14 protein-coding genes and 1 riboswitch are annotated in these 17,586 nt (G+C 73.4%); of the genes, 8 read left to right on the top strand and 6 right to left on the bottom strand.

Going from position 1 to position 17,586, the window contains the following annotated elements:
* Positions 1-32: 32 nt before the first annotated feature.
* Positions 33-746 carry a helix-turn-helix domain-containing protein gene (locus ABT263_RS06700; protein ID WP_352288287.1) on the bottom strand — a complete coding sequence of 238 codons (714 nt, stop codon included), beginning with the start codon at positions 744-746 and terminating at the stop codon, positions 33-35.
* A gap of 212 nt (positions 747-958) precedes the next feature.
* A riboswitch (cobalamin riboswitch) is annotated at positions 959-1,151 on the top strand.
* A gap of 93 nt (positions 1,152-1,244) precedes the next feature.
* Between ABT263_RS06700 and ABT263_RS06695 the strand changes: the two genes are divergently transcribed.
* The 8 genes from ABT263_RS06695 to ABT263_RS06660 all read left to right on the top strand — a co-directional run bounded on the left by ABT263_RS06695 (position 1,245) and on the right by ABT263_RS06660 (position 11,407).
* Positions 1,245-2,216 (top strand): cobalamin biosynthesis protein, encoded by a 972-nt coding sequence (locus tag ABT263_RS06695; protein ID WP_352288284.1) that lies wholly within the window; start codon positions 1,245-1,247, stop codon positions 2,214-2,216.
* Positions 2,213-3,730 (top strand): cobyric acid synthase, encoded by a 1,518-nt coding sequence (locus tag ABT263_RS06690; RefSeq protein WP_352288283.1) that lies wholly within the window; start codon positions 2,213-2,215, stop codon positions 3,728-3,730. Before ABT263_RS06695 ends, ABT263_RS06690 begins: the two co-directional genes overlap by 4 nt.
* Complete coding sequence (locus ABT263_RS06685; protein ID WP_352288280.1) at positions 3,723-5,882, top strand: putative cobaltochelatase; 2,160 nt, start codon at positions 3,723-3,725, stop codon at positions 5,880-5,882. The genes ABT263_RS06690 and ABT263_RS06685 overlap by 8 nt, the downstream gene beginning before the upstream one ends.
* 5 nt (positions 5,883-5,887) lie before the next feature.
* Positions 5,888-6,493, top strand: coding sequence for a cob(I)yrinic acid a,c-diamide adenosyltransferase (gene cobO, locus ABT263_RS06680; RefSeq protein ID WP_329490083.1), 606 nt, complete (start codon positions 5,888-5,890; stop codon positions 6,491-6,493).
* A 176-nt stretch (positions 6,494-6,669) separates the two neighbouring features.
* Positions 6,670-8,046 carry a cobyrinic acid a,c-diamide synthase CobB gene (locus ABT263_RS06675; RefSeq protein WP_352288277.1) on the top strand — a complete coding sequence of 459 codons (1,377 nt, stop codon included), beginning with the start codon at positions 6,670-6,672 and terminating at the stop codon, positions 8,044-8,046.
* Between the two features lie 203 nt (positions 8,047-8,249).
* Positions 8,250-9,713, top strand: a complete 1,464-nt coding sequence (locus tag ABT263_RS06670; protein WP_352288275.1) for a M6 family metalloprotease domain-containing protein — start codon at positions 8,250-8,252, stop codon at positions 9,711-9,713.
* A gap of 160 nt (positions 9,714-9,873) precedes the next feature.
* Positions 9,874-10,485 (top strand): hypothetical protein, encoded by a 612-nt coding sequence (locus ABT263_RS06665; RefSeq protein WP_352288273.1) that lies wholly within the window; start codon positions 9,874-9,876, stop codon positions 10,483-10,485.
* A 52-nt stretch (positions 10,486-10,537) separates the two neighbouring features.
* The gene (locus ABT263_RS06660) at positions 10,538-11,407 is read left to right on the top strand and encodes a TIR domain-containing protein (protein WP_352288381.1); all 870 of its coding nucleotides are present in this window, start codon (positions 10,538-10,540) and stop codon (positions 11,405-11,407) included.
* 235 nt (positions 11,408-11,642) lie between these two features.
* Here the strand turns inward: ABT263_RS06660 and ABT263_RS06655 are convergent, their stop codons facing one another.
* From ABT263_RS06655 to ABT263_RS06635, 5 genes are all read right to left on the bottom strand, one after another.
* The gene (locus tag ABT263_RS06655) at positions 11,643-12,524 is read right to left on the bottom strand and encodes a hypothetical protein (RefSeq protein ID WP_352288271.1); all 882 of its coding nucleotides are present in this window, start codon (positions 12,522-12,524) and stop codon (positions 11,643-11,645) included.
* Between the two features lie 759 nt (positions 12,525-13,283).
* Positions 13,284-14,183, bottom strand: coding sequence for a hypothetical protein (locus tag ABT263_RS06650; protein ID WP_352288268.1), 900 nt, complete (start codon positions 14,181-14,183; stop codon positions 13,284-13,286).
* A gap of 87 nt (positions 14,184-14,270) precedes the next feature.
* The gene (locus tag ABT263_RS06645) at positions 14,271-15,308 is read right to left on the bottom strand and encodes a TolB family protein (protein WP_352288266.1); all 1,038 of its coding nucleotides are present in this window, start codon (positions 15,306-15,308) and stop codon (positions 14,271-14,273) included.
* The gene (locus tag ABT263_RS06640) at positions 15,305-16,684 is read right to left on the bottom strand and encodes an MFS transporter (RefSeq protein WP_352288264.1); all 1,380 of its coding nucleotides are present in this window, start codon (positions 16,682-16,684) and stop codon (positions 15,305-15,307) included. The genes ABT263_RS06645 and ABT263_RS06640 overlap by 4 nt, the downstream gene beginning before the upstream one ends.
* Before the next feature lie 6 nt (positions 16,685-16,690).
* Positions 16,691-17,581 (bottom strand): alkaline phosphatase family protein, encoded by an 891-nt coding sequence (locus tag ABT263_RS06635; protein WP_329490074.1) that lies wholly within the window; start codon positions 17,579-17,581, stop codon positions 16,691-16,693.
* Positions 17,582-17,586 lie beyond the last annotated feature (5 nt).

Below are 17,586 nucleotides of genomic sequence, written 5' to 3'. Positions count from 1 at the left end.
GCGCCGCGCGGGGGCGGCGCGGTACCGGCCCGTCAGACCGGGATCTCGGTCTCCAGGCGCTCCAGCAGCTCCCAGAACCGCTCGCCGAGCGGCCGGGCCGCCGCCGCGCGGGTGTCCGCCGCCGGGGCCGGGGAGCCCCAGCTGCCGGCGCCCCAGTGGGAGGTCACCTGGTACTCGTTCTGCAGCGCCGTCAGCACGGCGGTGAGGTCGCCCTCGTGCACCGGCACGATCCGGCCGATCGGCCGGAGCTGCGCCTGCCACCGGCCGTCCACGCACTGCCGCAGCCGCCGGTCCAGCTCCTGCGCCCGGCCGGTCACCGCGACCAGCTCGCGCAGGGTCGTGCCGAGCACCTGGGCCAGCGCGTAGGTCTGCTCCTGGTCGCCGTCCCACTGACCGGTCGCCTCGGCCCGCTGGTACCGGTCCAGTGCGAGGCCGATCCGGTGGGCCGCGCTCTCCTGGTTGAGCTCCCGGGCGACCCGGAAGTCCCGCAGCCGGGCCGGGCGGACGCCCATCAGCTGGGCCGGCGGGCACCAGAGCGCCCGGGCCAGGGCGATGAACTCGTCCTCGGCGGGGCGCAGCTCGCCGCTCTCCCAGCCAAGCACGTGGGAGGGCAGCAGCCGGACGCCGTGCGCGGCCATGCCCTCGACCACCTGCTCGGGGGTCAGCCCGAGGCCGGCGCGGTGCGCGCGGGCGGCCGCGGGCGAGAAGGGCACCGGGGGCACGGCGGGTGGCTGTCTGCGTCGCATGGCCCGACGGTAGGGGGTGGTCCGGCCGCCCCCCAGCCGCCGAACACACGAAGCGGGCCCGGAGGCTCCTCCGGGCGACTGGACGATCGCACAGGCTGTCATGCCCCTGCGGGGGGTGCCGATCGGAGGTAGTGACGGGGTCGGGCGGCCCGGCTCCGCTGTGACCAACCCCTCCGTGACCTTGGTTGACGCACGGTTCGGCCGCGTGATGGGATCCTTCAGCCAAACGGAGGCATGCAGAGGAAGCCGGTGCGAGTCCGGCGCGGTCCCGCCACTGTCACCGGGGAGCACACTCGGAGTCCCTCCTCCGCCGGCCACGGCGCCGGAGGGGGCCCACCGCGGCGGGCCGTCAGAAGCCGCCGCCGGGCCCGGGGGTGCGTTCGACCCGGAAGCCAGGAGACTCTCGCCCCCGGTACGTCGATCCAGGGCGCGGACCCTGAGTGAGGACACGCACGCGATGCAGGCTGCCCCGACCTTCCGAGCCCTCTGCTGTCCACCGTGCGCCCGCTGACCCGCGCCGCCGCCTTCGCCCTGGGGGCCGCGGCCGGGTACCTCGCCGACGCCCGCTTCGCCGACCCGCGCCGCGGCCACCCGGTGGCCGTCTTCGGCGGTGCGGCCGGCCGGCTGGAGCGGCGGATCTGGCGGGACGACCGCGCCGTCGGAACGGCTTTCACGGCGCTCTGCGTGGGCACCGTCGCGGCCGGCGCGCTGGCGGCCGACCGCACCCTGGGCCGCCGCCCGCTCGGGCGGGCCGCGCTGGCCGCCGCCGCGACCTGGACGGTGCTCGGCGGCACCTCGCTCACCCGCGAGGCCCGCACGATCGGACGCTCGCTCGCCGCGCACGACCTGACGGCGGCGCGGCAGCGGCTGCCGCACCTGTGCGGCCGTGACCCGAGCGCCCTCGACGAGGGGCAGATCGCCCGCGCGGTGGTCGAGTCGGTCGCCGAGAACACCGCCGACGCCGTGGTCAACGCACTCGTCTGGGGCGCCCTCGCGGGCACGCCCGGGCTGCTGGCGTTCCGCGCGGTCAACACCCTGGACGCGATGGTCGGCCACCGCTCGCCGCGCCACGCCCGGTTCGGCTGGGCCTCGGCGCGGCTGGACGACGTGGCGGGCTGGCCGGGCGCGCGGCTGACCGCGCTGCTGACCGTCGCCGCCGCGCCCGAGCCCCGGACGGCCTGGCGGGTCTGGCGCCGGGACGGCTCCGCCCACCCCAGCCCGAACGCGGGCCAGGCCGAGTCGGCCTTCGCCGGCGCGGTCGGCGTGCGGCTCGGCGGCACCCTGCGGTACGGCGCCCGGGTCGAGCACCGGCCGGTACTGGGCGGCGAGCTGAGACCGGTGACGGTGGACGACATCGAGCGCGCCTGCCGGCTCTCCCGCCGGGTGGGACTGCTCGCACTGGGTACGACCGTCGCCGGGCACGCCGTCGTGCAGGCACTCAAGGCGGGGACGAGAAGGGGGAGCGCATGAGCAACGCACTGCTGGTCGCCGGGACGACCTCGGACGCCGGCAAGAGCGTGGTCACCGCGGGCATCTGCCGCTGGCTGGCCCGTCAGGGCGTCGCCGTGACGCCGTTCAAGGCGCAGAACATGTCGCTGAACTCCTTCGTCACCGCCGACGGTGCCGAGATCGGTCGCGCCCAGGCGATGCAGGCCCAGGCGGCCCGGGTGGAGCCCGAGGCGGCGATGAACCCGGTGCTGCTGAAGCCCGGCGCGGACGGCCGCAGCCAGGTGGTGCTGCTCGGCCGGGCGGTCGCCGAGGTCGGCGCGCTGGACTACCGCGACCGCAAGCCCGTCCTGCTGGAGCGCGCCCTGGAGTGCCTGGCCGACCTGCGCCGGCGCTACGACGTGGTGGTCTGCGAGGGCGCCGGATCGCCCGCCGAGATCAACCTGCGGGACCGGGACATCGCCAACATGGGCCTGGCCACCGCCGCCGGCCTGCCGGTCGTGGTGGTCGGCGACATCGACCGCGGCGGCGTGTTCGCCGCGATGTACGGGACGCTGGCGCTGCTGTCGGAGCAGGACCAGCGCCATGTGGCGGGCTGGTTCGTCAACAAGTTCCGCGGCGACGCGCGGCTGCTGGCGCCCGGGCTGGAGATGGTGCGCGAGCTGACCGGCCGTCCGGTGCTGGGCACCCTGCCGATGCTGTCCGGGCTCTGGCTGGACGCCGAGGACTCCCTGGACCTGACCACCGTGGTGGACCGCGCCGAGGGGCGCGGGCCGCTCGGCGCCGACGTGCTGCGGGTGGCCGTGGTGCGCTTCCCCCGGCTGTCCAACTTCACCGACGTGGACGCGCTGGCCCAGGAACCCGGGGTGCTGGTCCGCTGGGCCACCCGGCCCGAGGAGCTGGCCGACGCCGACCTGGTGATCCTGCCCGGCACCCGGGCCACCGTGGCCGACCTGGCCTGGCTGCGCGAGCGCGGCCTGGAGCCGGCCCTCAGGGCCCGGGCCGCGGCCGGGCTGCCGGTCCTCGGCGTCTGCGGCGGCTACCAGATGCTCGCGCGCGCCATCCACGACGACGTCGAGTCGAAGGCCGGTGCCGTCGACGGCCTCGGGCTGCTCCCGACGCACGTCCGGTTCGGCGCCGAGAAGGTGCTCGGCCGGCCGGTCGGCGAGGCCTACGGGCAGCCGGTCCAGGGGTACGAGATCCACCACGGGATCGTCACCGTGGAGGGCGGAGAGGCGTTCCTGGACGGCTGCCGGGTGGGGGCGGTCTGGGGCACGACCTGGCACGGCGCGCTGGAGAACGACGGCTTCCGGCGCGCGCTGCTGCGCGAGGTCGCCGCTCTGTCGGGCCGGGCGTTCGTGCCCGCGCCGGACACCTCGTTCGCCGAGGCGCGCGAGGCCCGGCTGGACCGGCTGGGCGACCTGATCGAGGAGCACGCGGACACCGACGCGCTGTGGAAGCTGATCGAGGGCGGGGTGCCGGCCGCGGGTTCGCTGCCGTTCCTGCCGCCCGGGGCCCCCTTGGAGAATCATGAGTGACGTCCGCTACCCCTTCACCGCGATCGTCGGAATGGCCGACCTGCGGCTCGGGCTGCTGCTCAACGCGGTCTCCCCGGCCGTCGGCGGCGTGCTGGTGCGGGGTGAGAAGGGCACCGCCAAGTCGACCATGGTGCGGGCGCTGGCCGGTCTGCTCCCGTCCATCGCCGCCGTCGACGGCTGCCGTTTCGCCTGCGACCCGGTCGCGCCGGACCCGGCCTGCCCGGACGGCGCGCACGACGGCGCCGACGAGACCCACCGCCCGGCCCGGCTGGTCGAGCTGCCGGTCGGCGTCTCCGAGGACCGGATCGTCGGCTCGCTGGACCTGGAACGCGCCCTGGCCGAGGGCGTGAAGGCGTACGAGCCGGGCCTGCTGGCCCGGGCGCACCGGGGCGTGCTCTACATCGACGAGGTCAACCTGCTCCAGGACCACGTGGTGGACCTGCTGCTGGACGCGGCCGCGATGGGCCGCTCCTACGTGGAGCGCGAGGGCGTCTCGGTGCGGCACGCGGCGCGGTTCCTGCTGGTCGGCACGATGAACCCGGAGGAGGGCGAGCTGCGCCCGCAGCTGCTCGACCGGTTCGGCCTGACCGTGGAGATCGCCGCCACCCGGGAACCGGCCGAGCGCGCCGAGGTGGTCCGCCGCCGGCTGGCGTACGACGCCGACCCGGCCGGGTTCGCCGCGCGGTTCGCCGAGGACGAGCGCGCGCTCGCCGGGCGGATCACCGCGGCCCGGGAGCTGCTGCCCGAGGTGGAGCTGACCGACACGGCGCTGCGCCAGATCACCGCCGTCTGCGCCGCCTTCGAGGTGGACGGGCTGCGCGCGGACATCGTGATGGCCCGCACCGCCGTCGCGCTGGCCGCCTGGGCGGGCCGGACTCAGGTGCTGGAGGAGGACGTCCGCAAGGCCGCGCAGCTGGCCCTGCCGCACCGCCGCCGGCGCAACCCCTTCGACGCGCCGGGGCTGGACGAGGAGCAGTTGGAGCGGACCCTGAAGGAGCACGCCGGGCCCGAGGAGCCCGAGCCCGCGGAGCGGCCCTCGGAGGGGGAGCAGCCCGGCGAGGGCCCCGAGGGGAGCGGCCCCGAGGACGACGGGCCCGGCCCGGACGGCGGCGGCCCCGACGGTGACGGCCCCGACGGTGACGGCCCCGACGGTGACGGCCCCGACGGTGGCGGCCCCGACGGTGGCGGCGGCGCGCCCGCGCCCGCGGACACGCCCGACGGCTCCGCGGCCGGCGGGCCCGAGCCGCAGGCGCCGGCCGAGCCGGAGGCCGTCCCGCAGCAGGGCCGGGGCGGCGCGCCGCAGACCGCGCCGGTGGCGGCCGGCGAGCCGTACCGCACCCGGTTGTTCAAGGTGGAGGGCACCGGGAAGGGCGCCCAGGGCCGCCGCTCCCCCGCCGAGACCGACGGCGGCCACACCATCCGCGCCCGCCGCCCGCAGGGGCGCCTGGCCCGGCTGCACCTGAGCGCGACCCTGCGGGCCGCCGCGCCGCACCAGGTGGCACGCGGGCGGGACTCGCGCGCGCTGCTGCTGCAGAAGGACGACTTCCGCGAGCAGGTCCGGCAGGGCCGCGAGTCCAACCTGGTGCTGTTCCTGGTGGACGCCTCCGGTTCGATGGCGGCCCGGCAGCGGATGACCGCCGTCAAGGGCGCCGTGCTCTCCCTGCTGATGGACGCCTACCAGCGCCGGGACAAGATCGGCATGATCACCTTCCGCGGCGCGAGCGCCGAGCTGGCCCTGCCGCCGACCTCCTCCGTCGAGGTGGGCGCGGCCCGGCTGGAGTCGCTTCCGACCGGCGGCCGGACCCCGCTGGCGGCCGGGCTGCTGCGGGCCCACGAGGTGCTGCGGGTCGAGCGGATGCGCGACCCGCACCGCCGCCCGCTGCTGGTCGTGGTGACCGACGGCCGGGCGACCGGCTCCCGCGACGCCGTCGCGCGCTCCCACCAGGCGGCCGGACTGTTCACCGCCCAGGGCGTGGCGAGCGTGGTGCTGGACTGCGAGGCCGGCCCGGTGCGGCTCGGCCTGGCCCGCACCCTGGCCGCCCGGCTGGGCGCCACCGCCGTGACCCTGGACGAGCTGCGGGCCGAGGGCGTGGCCTCGCTCGTCCGCGACAACCGTGCCAACCGAGCCACCCCGACGCGAAAGGCGGCCTGATCCACATGCCCAAGGGAGTCCCCGAGAGCGTGCCCGACGACGGCCTGACGACCCGCCAGCGCCGCACCCAGCCGATCACCGCCGTCCACACAGGCCCCGGCAAGGGCAAGTCCACCGCCGCCTTCGGCATGGCGCTGCGGGCCTGGAACCAGGGCTGGCCGATCGGAGTGTTCCAGTTCGTCAAGTCCGCGAAGTGGAAGGTCGGCGAGGAGAACGCGCTGCGCGTGCTCGGCGCCTCCGGCGAGGGCGGCACCGTCGACTGGCACAAGATGGGCTCCGGCTGGTCCTGGATCCAGCGCTCCACCGAGATGGAGATGGACAGCGAGGCGGCCGCCAAGGAGGGCTGGGAGCAGGTCAAGCGCGACCTGGCCGCCGAGACCTACCGCTTCTACGTGCTGGACGAGTTCACCTACCCGATGCACTGGGGCTGGGTCGACGTGGACGAGGTGGTCGCCGTGCTGAAGGACCGCCCGGGCAGCCAGCACGTGGTCATCACCGGCCGGTACGCGACCGAGGCGCTGACCTCGGCCGCCGACCTGGTCACCGAGATGACCAAGGTGAAGCACCCGATGGACACCGGCCGCAAGGGCCAGCGCGGCATCGAGTGGTGAGCCCGGCGGGCTTCGCGGGATCCGTGCGTCACCTCGGATCCGTGGGTTCCCTCGGGTCCGTGCCGCCCGTGCGTTCCCTCGGGTCCGTGCCGCCCGTGCCGCCCGTGAAGCCGGCGAAGTCCGTGAAGCCCGTGAAGCCCGTGACACGTCCGTGAGTCCGCGAAAGCAGTAGAGCCTTGAACAGCGTCCCCCGTCTCGTCGTCGCCGCGCCGTCCTCCGGCTCCGGCAAGACCACCGTCGCCACCGGCCTGATCGCCGCGCTCGCCGCGCGCGGTCTGGCCGTCTCGCCGCACAAGGTCGGCCCGGACTACATCGACCCGGGCTACCACGCCCTGGCCGCCGGCCGGCCGGGCCGCAACCTGGACGCCTTCATGTGCGGGCCGGAGCGCATCGCGCCGCTCTTCCTGCACGGCGCCGCCGGGGCGGACGTCGCGGTGGTCGAGGGCGTGATGGGGCTGTTCGACGGCGCCTCCGGACGCGGCGAGCTGGCGTCCACCGCCCACGTCGCCAAGCTGCTGCGGGCACCCGTGGTGCTGGTGGTGGACGCCTCCTCGCAGTCCCGCTCGGTGGCCGCGCTGGTGCACGGCTTCGCCTCCTGGGACCCGGAGGTCCGGCTGGCCGGGGTGATCCTCAACCGGGTCGCCTCCGACCGGCACGAGCTGCTGCTGCGCGAGGCCCTGGAGGAGGGCTCCGGGGTGCCGGTGCTCGGCGCGGTGCGCCGCTCGGCGGCGGTCGCCACACCGTCCCGCCACCTCGGCCTGATCCCGGCCGTCGAGCGCTCGGCCGAGGCGCTGCGGGCCGTCGCCGACATGGGCGAGCTGGTGGCCGCGTCGGTCGACCTGGACGCCGTCCTGGCACTGGCCCGGACGGCTCCTCCGCTGGACGCCACGCCGTGGGACCCGGCCGCCGAGGTCGAGCGGGTGGCCGGCGCGCCCCGGATCGCGGTGGCCGGCGGCGCCGCGTTCTCCTTCTCGTACGCCGAGAACGCCGAACTGCTCACCGCGGCCGGCGCCGAGGTGGTGCCGTTCGACCCGCTGCACGCCGACGCGCTGCCCGCGGACACCGCCGGACTGGTGATCGGCGGCGGCTTCCCCGAGCTGTACGTCCGGGAACTCAGCGCGAACGGGACGCTGCGCGCCGCGATCGCCGCGTTCGCCGCCTCGGGCGCGCCGATCGCCGCCGAGTGCGCCGGACTGCTCTACCTCGGACGGGAGTTGGACGGCCTGCCGATGTGCGGCATCCTGGACACCTCGGCCCGGATGACCGAGCGGCTGACCCTCGGGTACCGCGAGGCCGTCGCCCTGACCGACTCGCCGCTGGCGCCGACCGGCACCCGGGTGCGCGGGCACGAGTTCCACCGCACGGTCTGCGAGCCCGGCGCCGGGGAGCGGCCCGCCTGGGGCTGGCGGCTGCCGACCGGGCCGAACACCGAGGGCTTCACCGGGGGCACGCTGGGCAACGTTCACGCTTCGTATCTGCACCTGCACTGGGGAGGATCACCGCAGCTCGCCGCCTCGTTCGCGGCCGCCGCGGCCGCGTACCGCGCCGGCTGAGCGAACCGGCGCGCCCCCGGGTCTGGTGCTTTGCCCACGCGGAGCGTCAGAATAGGGCTGAAAGCCGCAAATCGCCCATTTCGCAACCGGTACCGGCCAGACCCGACCGCCTCTTGGCGAGCCGACCGATTGCCGGCGACCGCCCGCTCGGCGGGGTCGCCATGCTCCCCCGCGGAGTGAGCTGGCTCAAAGGAGCCGTCACGATGCGTCACACCTTAACCCCGCAGCATCACCACCCCCTCGACCCCACCGGCCACCGGCACGCCTGCCCGGTGCCGCTGTCCCCCAAGGCCTTCGCCCAACTCCGGGCCCGCTACCAGGACCTCGTCGAACACCGGCGGATCCCGGCGAGCCTCACCTTCGAGCAGTACTACTACGTCTGGCGCTCCCGGCGGCGCGGTGAGAACGTCATCGGCCTCGACGACGGCGCCGTCCGCCCCGGCCCCAGCACCGGGGCCCAGTTGATCACCCGTCCGACCAAGAAACTGCGCGGCACCATCCGCACCCTGGTGCTGCTGGTCGACTTCCCCGACCACCCGCACAGCCCCGAGCACACCGTCGGCCACTTCGAACAGATGCTGTTCAGTGCCGACACCTTCACGACCGGCTCGATGCGCGACTACTACCGCCTGGTCAGCGGATTCGACGCCGCCCACCCGACCGAGCACGGCATCGACATCCAGGGCGAGGTGCACGGCTGGCTCCGCCTGCCGCAGCCGCTCTCCTTCTACGCCGACAACCAGTCCGGCACCGGCAACCCGCCCCGGAACTCCCAGGGCATGGCGGCCGACGCGCTACAACTCGCGCTCGACCAGGGCATCGACTTCTCCGCCGGCTACGACGCCCTCGGCGAGGGCCTCGTCACCGCCCTGTTCATCGTCCACGCCGGCTCCGGCGCCGAACAGACCGAGCGGCCCGGCGACATCTGGAGCCTCAAGTGGAACCCGCCCGGCGAGGACGGCGTGCTGGTCGCGCCCGGCCTGCGGGTGCAGACCTTCCTGACCGTCCCCGAGGACTGCGCCGTCGGCGTCTGCGCCCACGAGTGGGGCCACCTGGCCGCCCGCTGGGCCGACTTCTACGACACCGGCCGCGTCGAGGCGACGACCTCCAACGGCCTCGGGGACTACTGCCTGATGGCGGGCGGCTCCTGGGGCAACGACGGCGTCACCCCGGTCTTCCCGAACGGCATGCTGCGGATGTTCCACGGCTGGACCACCCCGCAGGAGGTCTCCAGCACCACCACCGGCATCGCGCTGCGGCCCGTCGCCGAGGGCGGCGACCTGCTGTTCGTCCGCAACCCCCAGCGGATGAAGGAGAGCCAGTACATCATCGTCGAGTACCGCCGCCAGCGCGGGCAGGACGAGTTCCTGCCCTCCCAGGGCGTCGCCGCCTACGTGGTGGACGAAGCCATCGACAACGTCAACGACGAACACCACCTGGCCATCGCGCTGATGCAGGCCGACGGCCGCAACGACCTGGGGAAGATCTTCGGCACCGGCAACCGGGGCGACCGGACCGACCTCTACCCGGCCCTCGGCAACACCGGCATCGGCCAGCACACCACACCGGCCCTCAACGAGCCCGACGGCACCTGGAGCGGAGTCACCCTCGCCATCGCCGGCACCCCAGGAGCCGAACAGATGGGCGTCGACGTCACCATCGCCTGACCCACCCCGACCGGGCGGCCCGAGCGAAACCACGCCCGGCACGCCGGTCAGCCTCCCAGTTTGGGCGGCTGACCGGCGCCCGGGCGTCCTGGAGTGCGCAAATAGATTCGATACTTCCGCACGCGAACTCTCCGCAGACTGACGACCTTTCGGCGGAGGGGTGGCAACGGTTCAGCGCGCCGTGCTTCAATACCCCACAAACGGCGCCCTGGAGAAGCCAATGAAAGCAGCGGTGGTGACGGCGTGCGCCGGTGTCCTGATCGCCGTGCTGGCCTACTGGCTGAACGATCACGGAGAGACCCGCAGGTCGCTGCGACGAGCCCGAGCCGACTGGGTCGGCAGCCAACTGCGGGAGTTCTACGCCCCTCTTCTCGTACTCGCGGAAGCCAACGAGAAAGCATGGGCCGAATACCGTCGCCGATTCATGATGCACGTCGGCCCGAACCCGGGCGGCCACCCACTGGCGGCGCCGGACGAGGCACGGTGGCGCACCTGGGTGGAGGCGGTGTTCGCCCCGAACGCCCGGAAGATGCAGGAGATCATCACCGCACGGGGAGACCTGATCATCGAGGGCGAGGTGCCGGCCGTCGTCCTCGACTTCTGCGCGCACGCCACGGCCTACGACGCCCTGCTGTCCGACTGGGAGGGCGCGGGCCCGGACAAATCCGTCCTGGTCCGCCACCCGGGAAGCCGGTTCCTGTCGTACGTCCGCGAGTCGCACGGGTCCCTCAGGGAGGAACAGGCACTGCTGCTCAACGCCGCGCGGGGGTAGCCGGGTCTGATCCGACCTTCCGGCGCACCGAACACGAGGAGGGGAGACCGCGATCAAACTGTTTCTGAGCTGGTCCGGACAGCGCGCCAGGATGACGGCGGAGGCGCTGCGGTCATGGTTGCCGGACGTCCTCCAGCACGTCGACCCCTGGCTCTCCAGCCAGGACATCTCCGCAGGCGGCAGAGCGACTCAGGAGATCGCCGCGAAGCTCTCCGAGGCGAACTTCGGGATCATCTGCACGACTCCGGAGAACCAGTCGTCCAGTTGGCTCAACTTCGAGGCCGGGGCCGTCTCCAACCAGGTCGGAGGCTACGTCGTGCCATTCCTCATCGGCATGAGGGTCGCCGAACTCACCAGCCCACTCAGCCAGTTCCAGGCAGTCCTCGGTGACAATGAGGACGAGGTGCTGAAGTTCCTCACCGACCTGAACAGCGCCTCGGGCACGCCGGCGATCCCCCGCGACCGGCTGGACCGCGCCTTCCGAAGGAGCTGGCCGGAGTTCGAGAGCAGGATGCGGGACATTCGTGTGCTCCCGTCGCAGGGCGGGTCCTCCGATACCGTGAAGCGGTCGGAGGCCGACATGACGGAGGAGATCCTCCTCATCACCCGCTCCCTCGATCACCGGATGGCGGAGATCGAGAAGTACACGTTGCAGGCCGAGGGGGCACCCCTGCGGCCGACCCGGGAAGTCCGTCGGATCAGCGAAGAGAAGTTCATCGCCTCCTCGTTCGCGAAGCTCGGCTGGGAGGTCGTCCGGTCCTCCTGGGAGGGCGCGAGGGTCGTCATCGTCGCGCAGAGTACGAGTGATTCCTCGAAAGCGGTGTCTCGCGAGTTCGCCGAGCGGATCGCCAAGTCCCTGGGGCGGGACGTGATCGTACGGGGCGAGACCGGGAAGGTGATCGTCCGCGGCAACCTTCCCTGACGCCCACACGCCTCGCCAGCGTCCTGCGCCGGAGATCCATCGACAGGATCGGCGAGGGAGTCGAGGATCTCATCGGCGGCCTCGGTCCAGGTGGAGCGTGTGGGGTCTTCGTCCCATCCCTCGGCCCAGTCACGGATGTCGCGTTCGAGAGCGACGAAGAACTGTTCACCGGAGAGTTCGAAGGTGTCCGCCAGGTGGGACTTGAGCTGGAACGGCGACCCTCCGGTACAGGACGCTAACGCGTGAACCGCTCCTCGACCGGCATCGGCATCTTCTCGTTCTTCCGCAGGCTCCGCAGGACCAGTTCCCCGGCCGCCTCCGGACGGACCCAGGCGTTCCACGCCTTGATGTACATCGACACCTGGTCCCGCATGTCCAGCCTGCGCCTGGAACCCCGCTTCACGGTGTCCTTCGGCACTTCCCTGAGAACGAGCCGCGCGTCGCCCGGGTCCAGGTTCGCCCCCGACTTGAGACCCGAGATCCAGTCGTCGATGTCCGCCGCCGGCGCGGCTTCTGTGGTCAGGAAGTAGCCCACGGCCAGGGCCGTCTGGCTTGCGAACATGTGCTTGGCCAGCTCGCGGCCGACGGTCACCGCCACCCGGTAGCTGTCCACGTTCGCTTTGTACTCAGCCAGGGTACGGTCGTTCGACACCCTGGACCGGACCCCGGTCCAGGGCTCGTTCGGCATCGTCCTGAAGAGCAGCACGTGGCGAATGGTCGAGGACAGCAGAGTCAGATACTTCTCGCCGGTCGACGACAGGGTGTCCGCCGCGCTCCGCCGCTTGCCGGTGTCGAGGACCGGGAACGCGTCCTCGGACAGCCCGTCGAAGACGAACATCTCCACGGGAACACCGGCATCGATGATCGCATGGAGGCGATGCTGGCCGTCGAGCAGGCGACCGCTCCTGTCGAACGCGATGCCCTGGTGCGTCACCTGCCACTCGTTACGGAGGATGGCCTCCCTCAAAGCCTCCACCTGCCCGTTGTCCAGGCGCCGGTTGACCGAATTCCGGGACAGAAATTCAGCGGCGATCTCCGGGGTGATCTTGAGCTTCCGCGGAACCGTATCCGCCTCCGGCTCTTCCGGTTCGTCCGGCAGGGCAATCGTGACAGTCATCCTCTGATCCTAGGATCCCCGCCATCAGGAATACGCGCCGATGATCATCATTGATGAATTCTGATCGGTAGATAAGTAATCACGCCCGGTATCTGATCGGCCATTCGATAGCGTCGATCTTTACCGAACGCCGGACGGACTGTTTCCTGGGCGACTCCCCGCCATGTACCGCAGGATGACAGCTCGGATCGTCCGCCTTCTGTGACGGCCGGCCGCTCGGCCGGCTGACGGACTGGGCGAGCACGAGTATCCGAGAAGCGTCCACGTCGCCTGGGTACTGGAGACGATCACCGTCAGCGCGGGAAGCCTTCTGAGAACGACGGTTCACTCAGGACGCCGCGAGAGCCTGTATCGATGGCGACGAGCCCTTCGGCACGGCCCCATCCCGGGACCCCTGTCACCCCGGCGCCGTGGTCATCTCTCAGTCGCTGGTAGACGAGGCGGGGGCGGGGGCGGGCGCTGTGGGGCTCACCGGGCCCACGGAGTAGGAAGTCGGACCGGCCGACTTCCTACTCCCGGTCGACGGCTTCCGGTCGTTCAGGCCCTACCTCGCCCTGCGACCTCATGCCGCGGCCGCTGCCTAGGGGCGGCGGCAGGTCCGGGGGCTGTCCTGGGAGGGCAGAGGGTCAAATGGTCGGGCCCCGGCCGGTGATCCACTGCCGACCGCCCGTGACGGTCCGGCGAACGACCGCGGAGCCGCCCTCAGGCAGCTCCGCTGAATGCTGCAGGCGGTCTACCAACACCGCAGCGCTCCGCCGGTCAGCCGGTGGCGCGGACGTAGATGTCGGCGGCGCCCGAGAGGCCGTTGGAGACCGTCACGATGTAGATCCGGCGGCCGGCGACGGGGTGGGTCGGAGACGGGGTGGGGGCGGGGGTGAGGCTGGGGGTGGGGGTCTCGGTCGGGGTGGGCGGGTCGTCGGCGGAGCGGAGGCCCGTCGCGGGCCGGGGCGCGACGGGCTCGGCCGCCTCGGGGGCGGGGTCGGGAGCCGGGGTGGCCTCGGGGTCGGGACCGGGACCGGCCTCGGTGTCGGGGTCGGGTTGGGCGGAGGGCGGCGGGGCGTCCGAGGCGCAGGGCGACGGGGTGGCGACCGGCTCGGCCGGGGCCGGTTCCGACGGTGGTTCGAAGACGGTCGGGGGTTCGGAGGCCGGCGTGGTCGCGACCGGTAGGGGCGTCGGGCTCGCCGAGGGCGCCGGCATCGGGGCCAGTTCCCGGGCCTCGGTCGGCTCGTCGCCGCCCAGGGCCGCCGTCAGGTCGGACGGCAGCGGGGCGACCGGGCCGGGGGCCGGGAGGTCGTAGGTCCGCAGGAAGTCGTCGACGCCGACGTCCGGGCCGCCGGCCAGCCGGTAGTGCAGGTAGGCGACCGGCGCGCCGTCGGCGAGGCGGGTGTACACCGCGCCCACGGGGACGTAGTAGCGGCCCGCGCCCGGGTGCTGGGAGGGGTGGAGGCCGGCCAGGAGTTCGGCGCGGTCCCGGTCGGTCTCGATCGCGCCCCGGCCCAGGGTGAGCGCGTTGACGCCCCGGACGGCGAGGGCCGCCAGCAGCGCGATGGTGAGCACCAGGCCCACCGCGATCGTGCGGCGCAGCACCGGCCGGCCGGACAGGGCGGGCCAGGAGTCGCCGGCCACCCGCTCGGGCGCAGCCCGCCCCTGTTCCTTCAACGCTCCCCGCTCCCCCGCCTCGCACCGCTCTCACTGCTCGACGTGGAACCCTACGCCCGAAGTTCCGAGTGGGACCACCCAGCCCGATCAGCCCGGATAGGCCGGTGCCACCGCGGCTTCGAGCACCCGCTCGGCCAGACCGCTACCGTCCGCGGGGACGGTCCACAGATCGGCCCCGAAGTCGCCGGGGAGCGCGTAGAGCAGCGTCGCGTCGTCGACCCAGACCGCCTGGTCGTCGACGTTGCGCTGCTCGGCGGTGGCCGTCTCGGTCATGGTGGCGAGGTCGAGCACGTAGAGCCGCCAGGGCGAGTCCTCGGACAGGCCGGGGACGCGCTTCTTGTAGGCGATGCGGGTGCCGTCCGGGGAGAGCGAGGGGCACTCGACGTTCTCGTGGAGCGTGGTGAGGGTGCGGGCGGCGAGGTCGCCGCGGACGAGGTGGGTCCGGCCGCCGGTGGCCACGGTGGCGTAGAAGGTGTTGTCGTCGGCGAAGGTGACGCCCCAGACGTTGACGTCGGACGCCTGGTACGGCTTGCCGTCCTTGATCACCGCGAAGGTCTCCAGGTTCTCCCGGAGGTTCCAGTCGCGGACGTCGACGATCGACGAGCGGGTGGAGAAGTCGGTGCCGGCGTAGGAGTCGCCGCTGACGAAGACCGTCCAGGCCGCGAGGTGGCCCGAGGGCGAGACCCGGGAGCGGGTCGGGATACCGGCGGCGGGGAAGGACTTCAGCTCGCGCAGGTGGTCGTCGAGCACGACGGCGCGGTAGGTGTCCTGCAGCGCGCCGCGCTCGGCCCGGAGGCAGATGCCGGTGCCGGCCGCCGCGTAGAAGCGCAGGCACCGCACGCCCGAGGAGGTCCGCGGGCCGTCCGGCTGGTCGGCCGGTACGGAGACGAGCTCGTCGAGGTGCGGGCCCCAGGCCATGTTGCGGAACACCAGTTGGCGGCCGCCGGCCGGCGGGCGGAGCGACACCGGGCCGGGGGTGACCACCGGAGCGCCGGGCTGTGCCTGCTTGGTGCGGGTCGAGTTGTCGGCCGCGTGCAGGACGGCGCCGGTACCGACGGCGCCGAGCAGGACGACGGCGGCCAGCAGGATCAGCACCCTGGTCCGGCCTTGGAGCGGTGGGGTCACGACGGTACCTCGGAATCGGAGGGGGGAGCGGTTCCGGACGCGCCCGGGGCGGTGGGGGTCCCGGCGGTGGGCGTCCCGGAGGCGGTGTCCCCGGGGGCGTCCCGCAGGACGAAGGCGGCCGCCAGCACGCAGCCGGCCAGCGCCGCCGCGGACCAGCCGAGCGCGACGGTGCCGCCCACCGCGCTCCACAGCGCGCCGAAGGCGAGCGAGCAGCCGAACCGGGCGAGCGCCTGCCCGGTGCCGACCAGGGCCAGCCCGGCGCCGCGCTGCTCCGCCGGTACCGCGTCGGCCGCCGCGGCCGCCAGCACGCCGTCCGTCGAGGCGTAGAACGCGCCGTGCAGCACCAGGACGCAGACCACCGCCGGCAGTCCGCCCAGCGGCGAGAGCAGCAGCCCGTACGCCAGCAGCAGGGCGCCGTGACCGGCGAGGAAGAGCCGGCGGCGGCCGAGCCGGTCGGCGAGCGCGCCCAGCGGAACGGCGAGCAGCAGGAAGCCCGCGGCCGTGCCGAGCGGCAGCAGCGGGAAGAGGTCGGTGGCGAGGCCGAGCCGGCGCTGCACCAGCAGGTAGAGGAAGGAGTCGCTCACGGTGGTCAGGCCGAGCAGCACCGCGCAGAACGTCAGCCGGCGCAGCCCGGGCAGGCGCAGCAGGGCGAGGCCGTCGCGCAGCCGGGGGGCGGTGGCCGTCGCGGTCTCGCCCGGCTGCCGGTTCGGCACGAAGAGCAGCAGCACCAGCACGCCGAGCACCGCGACACAGGCGCTGACCGTGAACACCGCGTCGTAGCCGTGCCGTTGGCCGCCGTCGGCGAGCAGCGGGCCGCCGGCCAGACGGAGCACGAGGAAGGCGGCGAGCGGCCCGATCAGCGCACCGGCCGTGTCCATCGCCCGGTGGACCCCGAACGCCCGCCCCCGGTGCGCGGGTTCGGTGGCGAGCGAGATCATCGCGTCCCTCGGCGCGGTGCGCAGTCCCTTGCCCGTGCGGTCGACCGCGATCACCGCGCCGATCAGCGGCACGGTGTGGACGAGCAGCAGCAGCGGCTTGCAGAGCGCCGAGAGGCCGTACCCGGCCACCGCGACGGCCTTGTGCCGGGACGCGCCGTCCGCACCGCGCCGGTCGGCGAGGTGGCCGCCGGCCAGCCGGACCAGCGCGCTGAACCCGTTCTGGATACCGTCCAGCAGCCCGAAGCCGAGCGGTGAGAGGCCGAGCCCGGTGAGCAGGTACAGCGGCAGCACCGCGCTGACCATCTCGGAGGAGATGTCGGTCACCAGGCTGACGGTGCCCAGGGCCAGGACGGTGCCGGGGATGGCGGCCGCCCGCCGGCCCGGCCGGAGGGCCGGGTCGACGGGGGCCTTGGAGCTGCGGGATTCCGCGACGTACATGGGAGGTCAGTTCCAGATGCCGGTGATGGTCGCGGCGGACGCGGCGTTGCCCGCGTGGGTGGTCAGCCCGGCGAGGTCCTCCAGCGTGCGCAGCACGTTGTAGTGGTTGTAGGTGGTGGCGGTGGTGGAGCCGGGCGTGACGTGCTCGCCGTAGAAGACCGTGGGGATGCGGTTGCCGGAGAGACGGTTGTCCTCGTCGAAGGTGACGACGAGGATGCTGTTGTGGGTCTTGGCCCAGGTGGCGTACGCGCCGAGCTTGTTCTTCAGCCAGGTGTCGCCGGTGGAGACCGAGCAGTCGTGCATGTCGTTGCAGAGGTCCGGCACGACGAAGGACACCTTGGGCAGGGTCGTGTAGTCGGTCGGGAACTGCGCGAAGGTGTACGCGGTGTTGGTCGGCACGTTCTTGAAGCCGAACCACGGGTTGTGCTTCTGGGCGTACTTGCCGCTGCTGCAGACCGTCGAACCCTGGCTCGGCAGGCCCTCGTTGTAGCTGCCCCAGGTCTTGCCGGCGGCGATCAGCTCGGAGCCGAGGTTGGCGGCGGTGAGCGAGCCGACCGGCACGCAGCTGTCGTCGGTGCGCCCCTGCGCGCTGCCGGAGAACAGCTGGTAGTAGTTGGGCTCGCTCGGGTGGGTGAGCCCGAACGACTGGGTCAGCGTGGCGCCGCCCGCCTTCAGGGTGTTGTTGATGTACGGCGCGCTGGAGCTGCCGACGACCTGCGAGTACGCGTGGTTCTCCAGGACGACGACGACCACGTGGTCGGGCGTCGGCAGGGTCGCGGCCTGTGCGGTGCCGGTGGCCGCCCAGAGGCCGAGCGATCCGGCGACCAGGCCGAGGCCGGCGCCGAGGGCGGTCAGGGTGCGGCGGGGGTTGCGGGGGCGGAGTCGTGCGAAGGGCATGGTGT

It is taken from the genome of Kitasatospora sp. NPDC001603, assembly GCF_040298365.1.
GTDB lineage: Bacteria > Actinomycetota > Actinomycetes > Streptomycetales > Streptomycetaceae > Kitasatospora.
The sequence above is the reverse complement of the archived record's forward strand: the minus strand, read 5'-3'. Positions and strand labels throughout refer to the sequence as shown.

What these genes read in the sequence shown, in the direction of transcription:
- ABT263_RS06635 (WP_329490074.1), bottom strand. Translation starts at nt 17,581, where the DNA reads ATGCCCTTCGCACGACTCCGCCCCCGCAACCCCCGCCGCACCCTGACC.
- ABT263_RS06670 (WP_352288275.1), top strand. Translation starts at nt 8,250, where the DNA reads ATGCGTCACACCTTAACCCCGCAGCATCACCACCCCCTCGACCCCACC.
- ABT263_RS06700 (WP_352288287.1), bottom strand. Translation starts at nt 746, where the DNA reads ATGCGACGCAGACAGCCACCCGCCGTGCCCCCGGTGCCCTTCTCGCCC.
- ABT263_RS06640 (WP_352288264.1), bottom strand. Translation starts at nt 16,684, where the DNA reads ATGTACGTCGCGGAATCCCGCAGCTCCAAGGCCCCCGTCGACCCGGCC.
- ABT263_RS06655 (WP_352288271.1), bottom strand. Translation starts at nt 12,524, where the DNA reads ATGACTGTCACGATTGCCCTGCCGGACGAACCGGAAGAGCCGGAGGCG.
- ABT263_RS06685 (WP_352288280.1), top strand. Translation starts at nt 3,723, where the DNA reads ATGAGTGACGTCCGCTACCCCTTCACCGCGATCGTCGGAATGGCCGAC.
- ABT263_RS06690 (WP_352288283.1), top strand. Translation starts at nt 2,213, where the DNA reads ATGAGCAACGCACTGCTGGTCGCCGGGACGACCTCGGACGCCGGCAAG.
- cobO (WP_329490083.1), top strand. Translation starts at nt 5,888, where the DNA reads ATGCCCAAGGGAGTCCCCGAGAGCGTGCCCGACGACGGCCTGACGACC.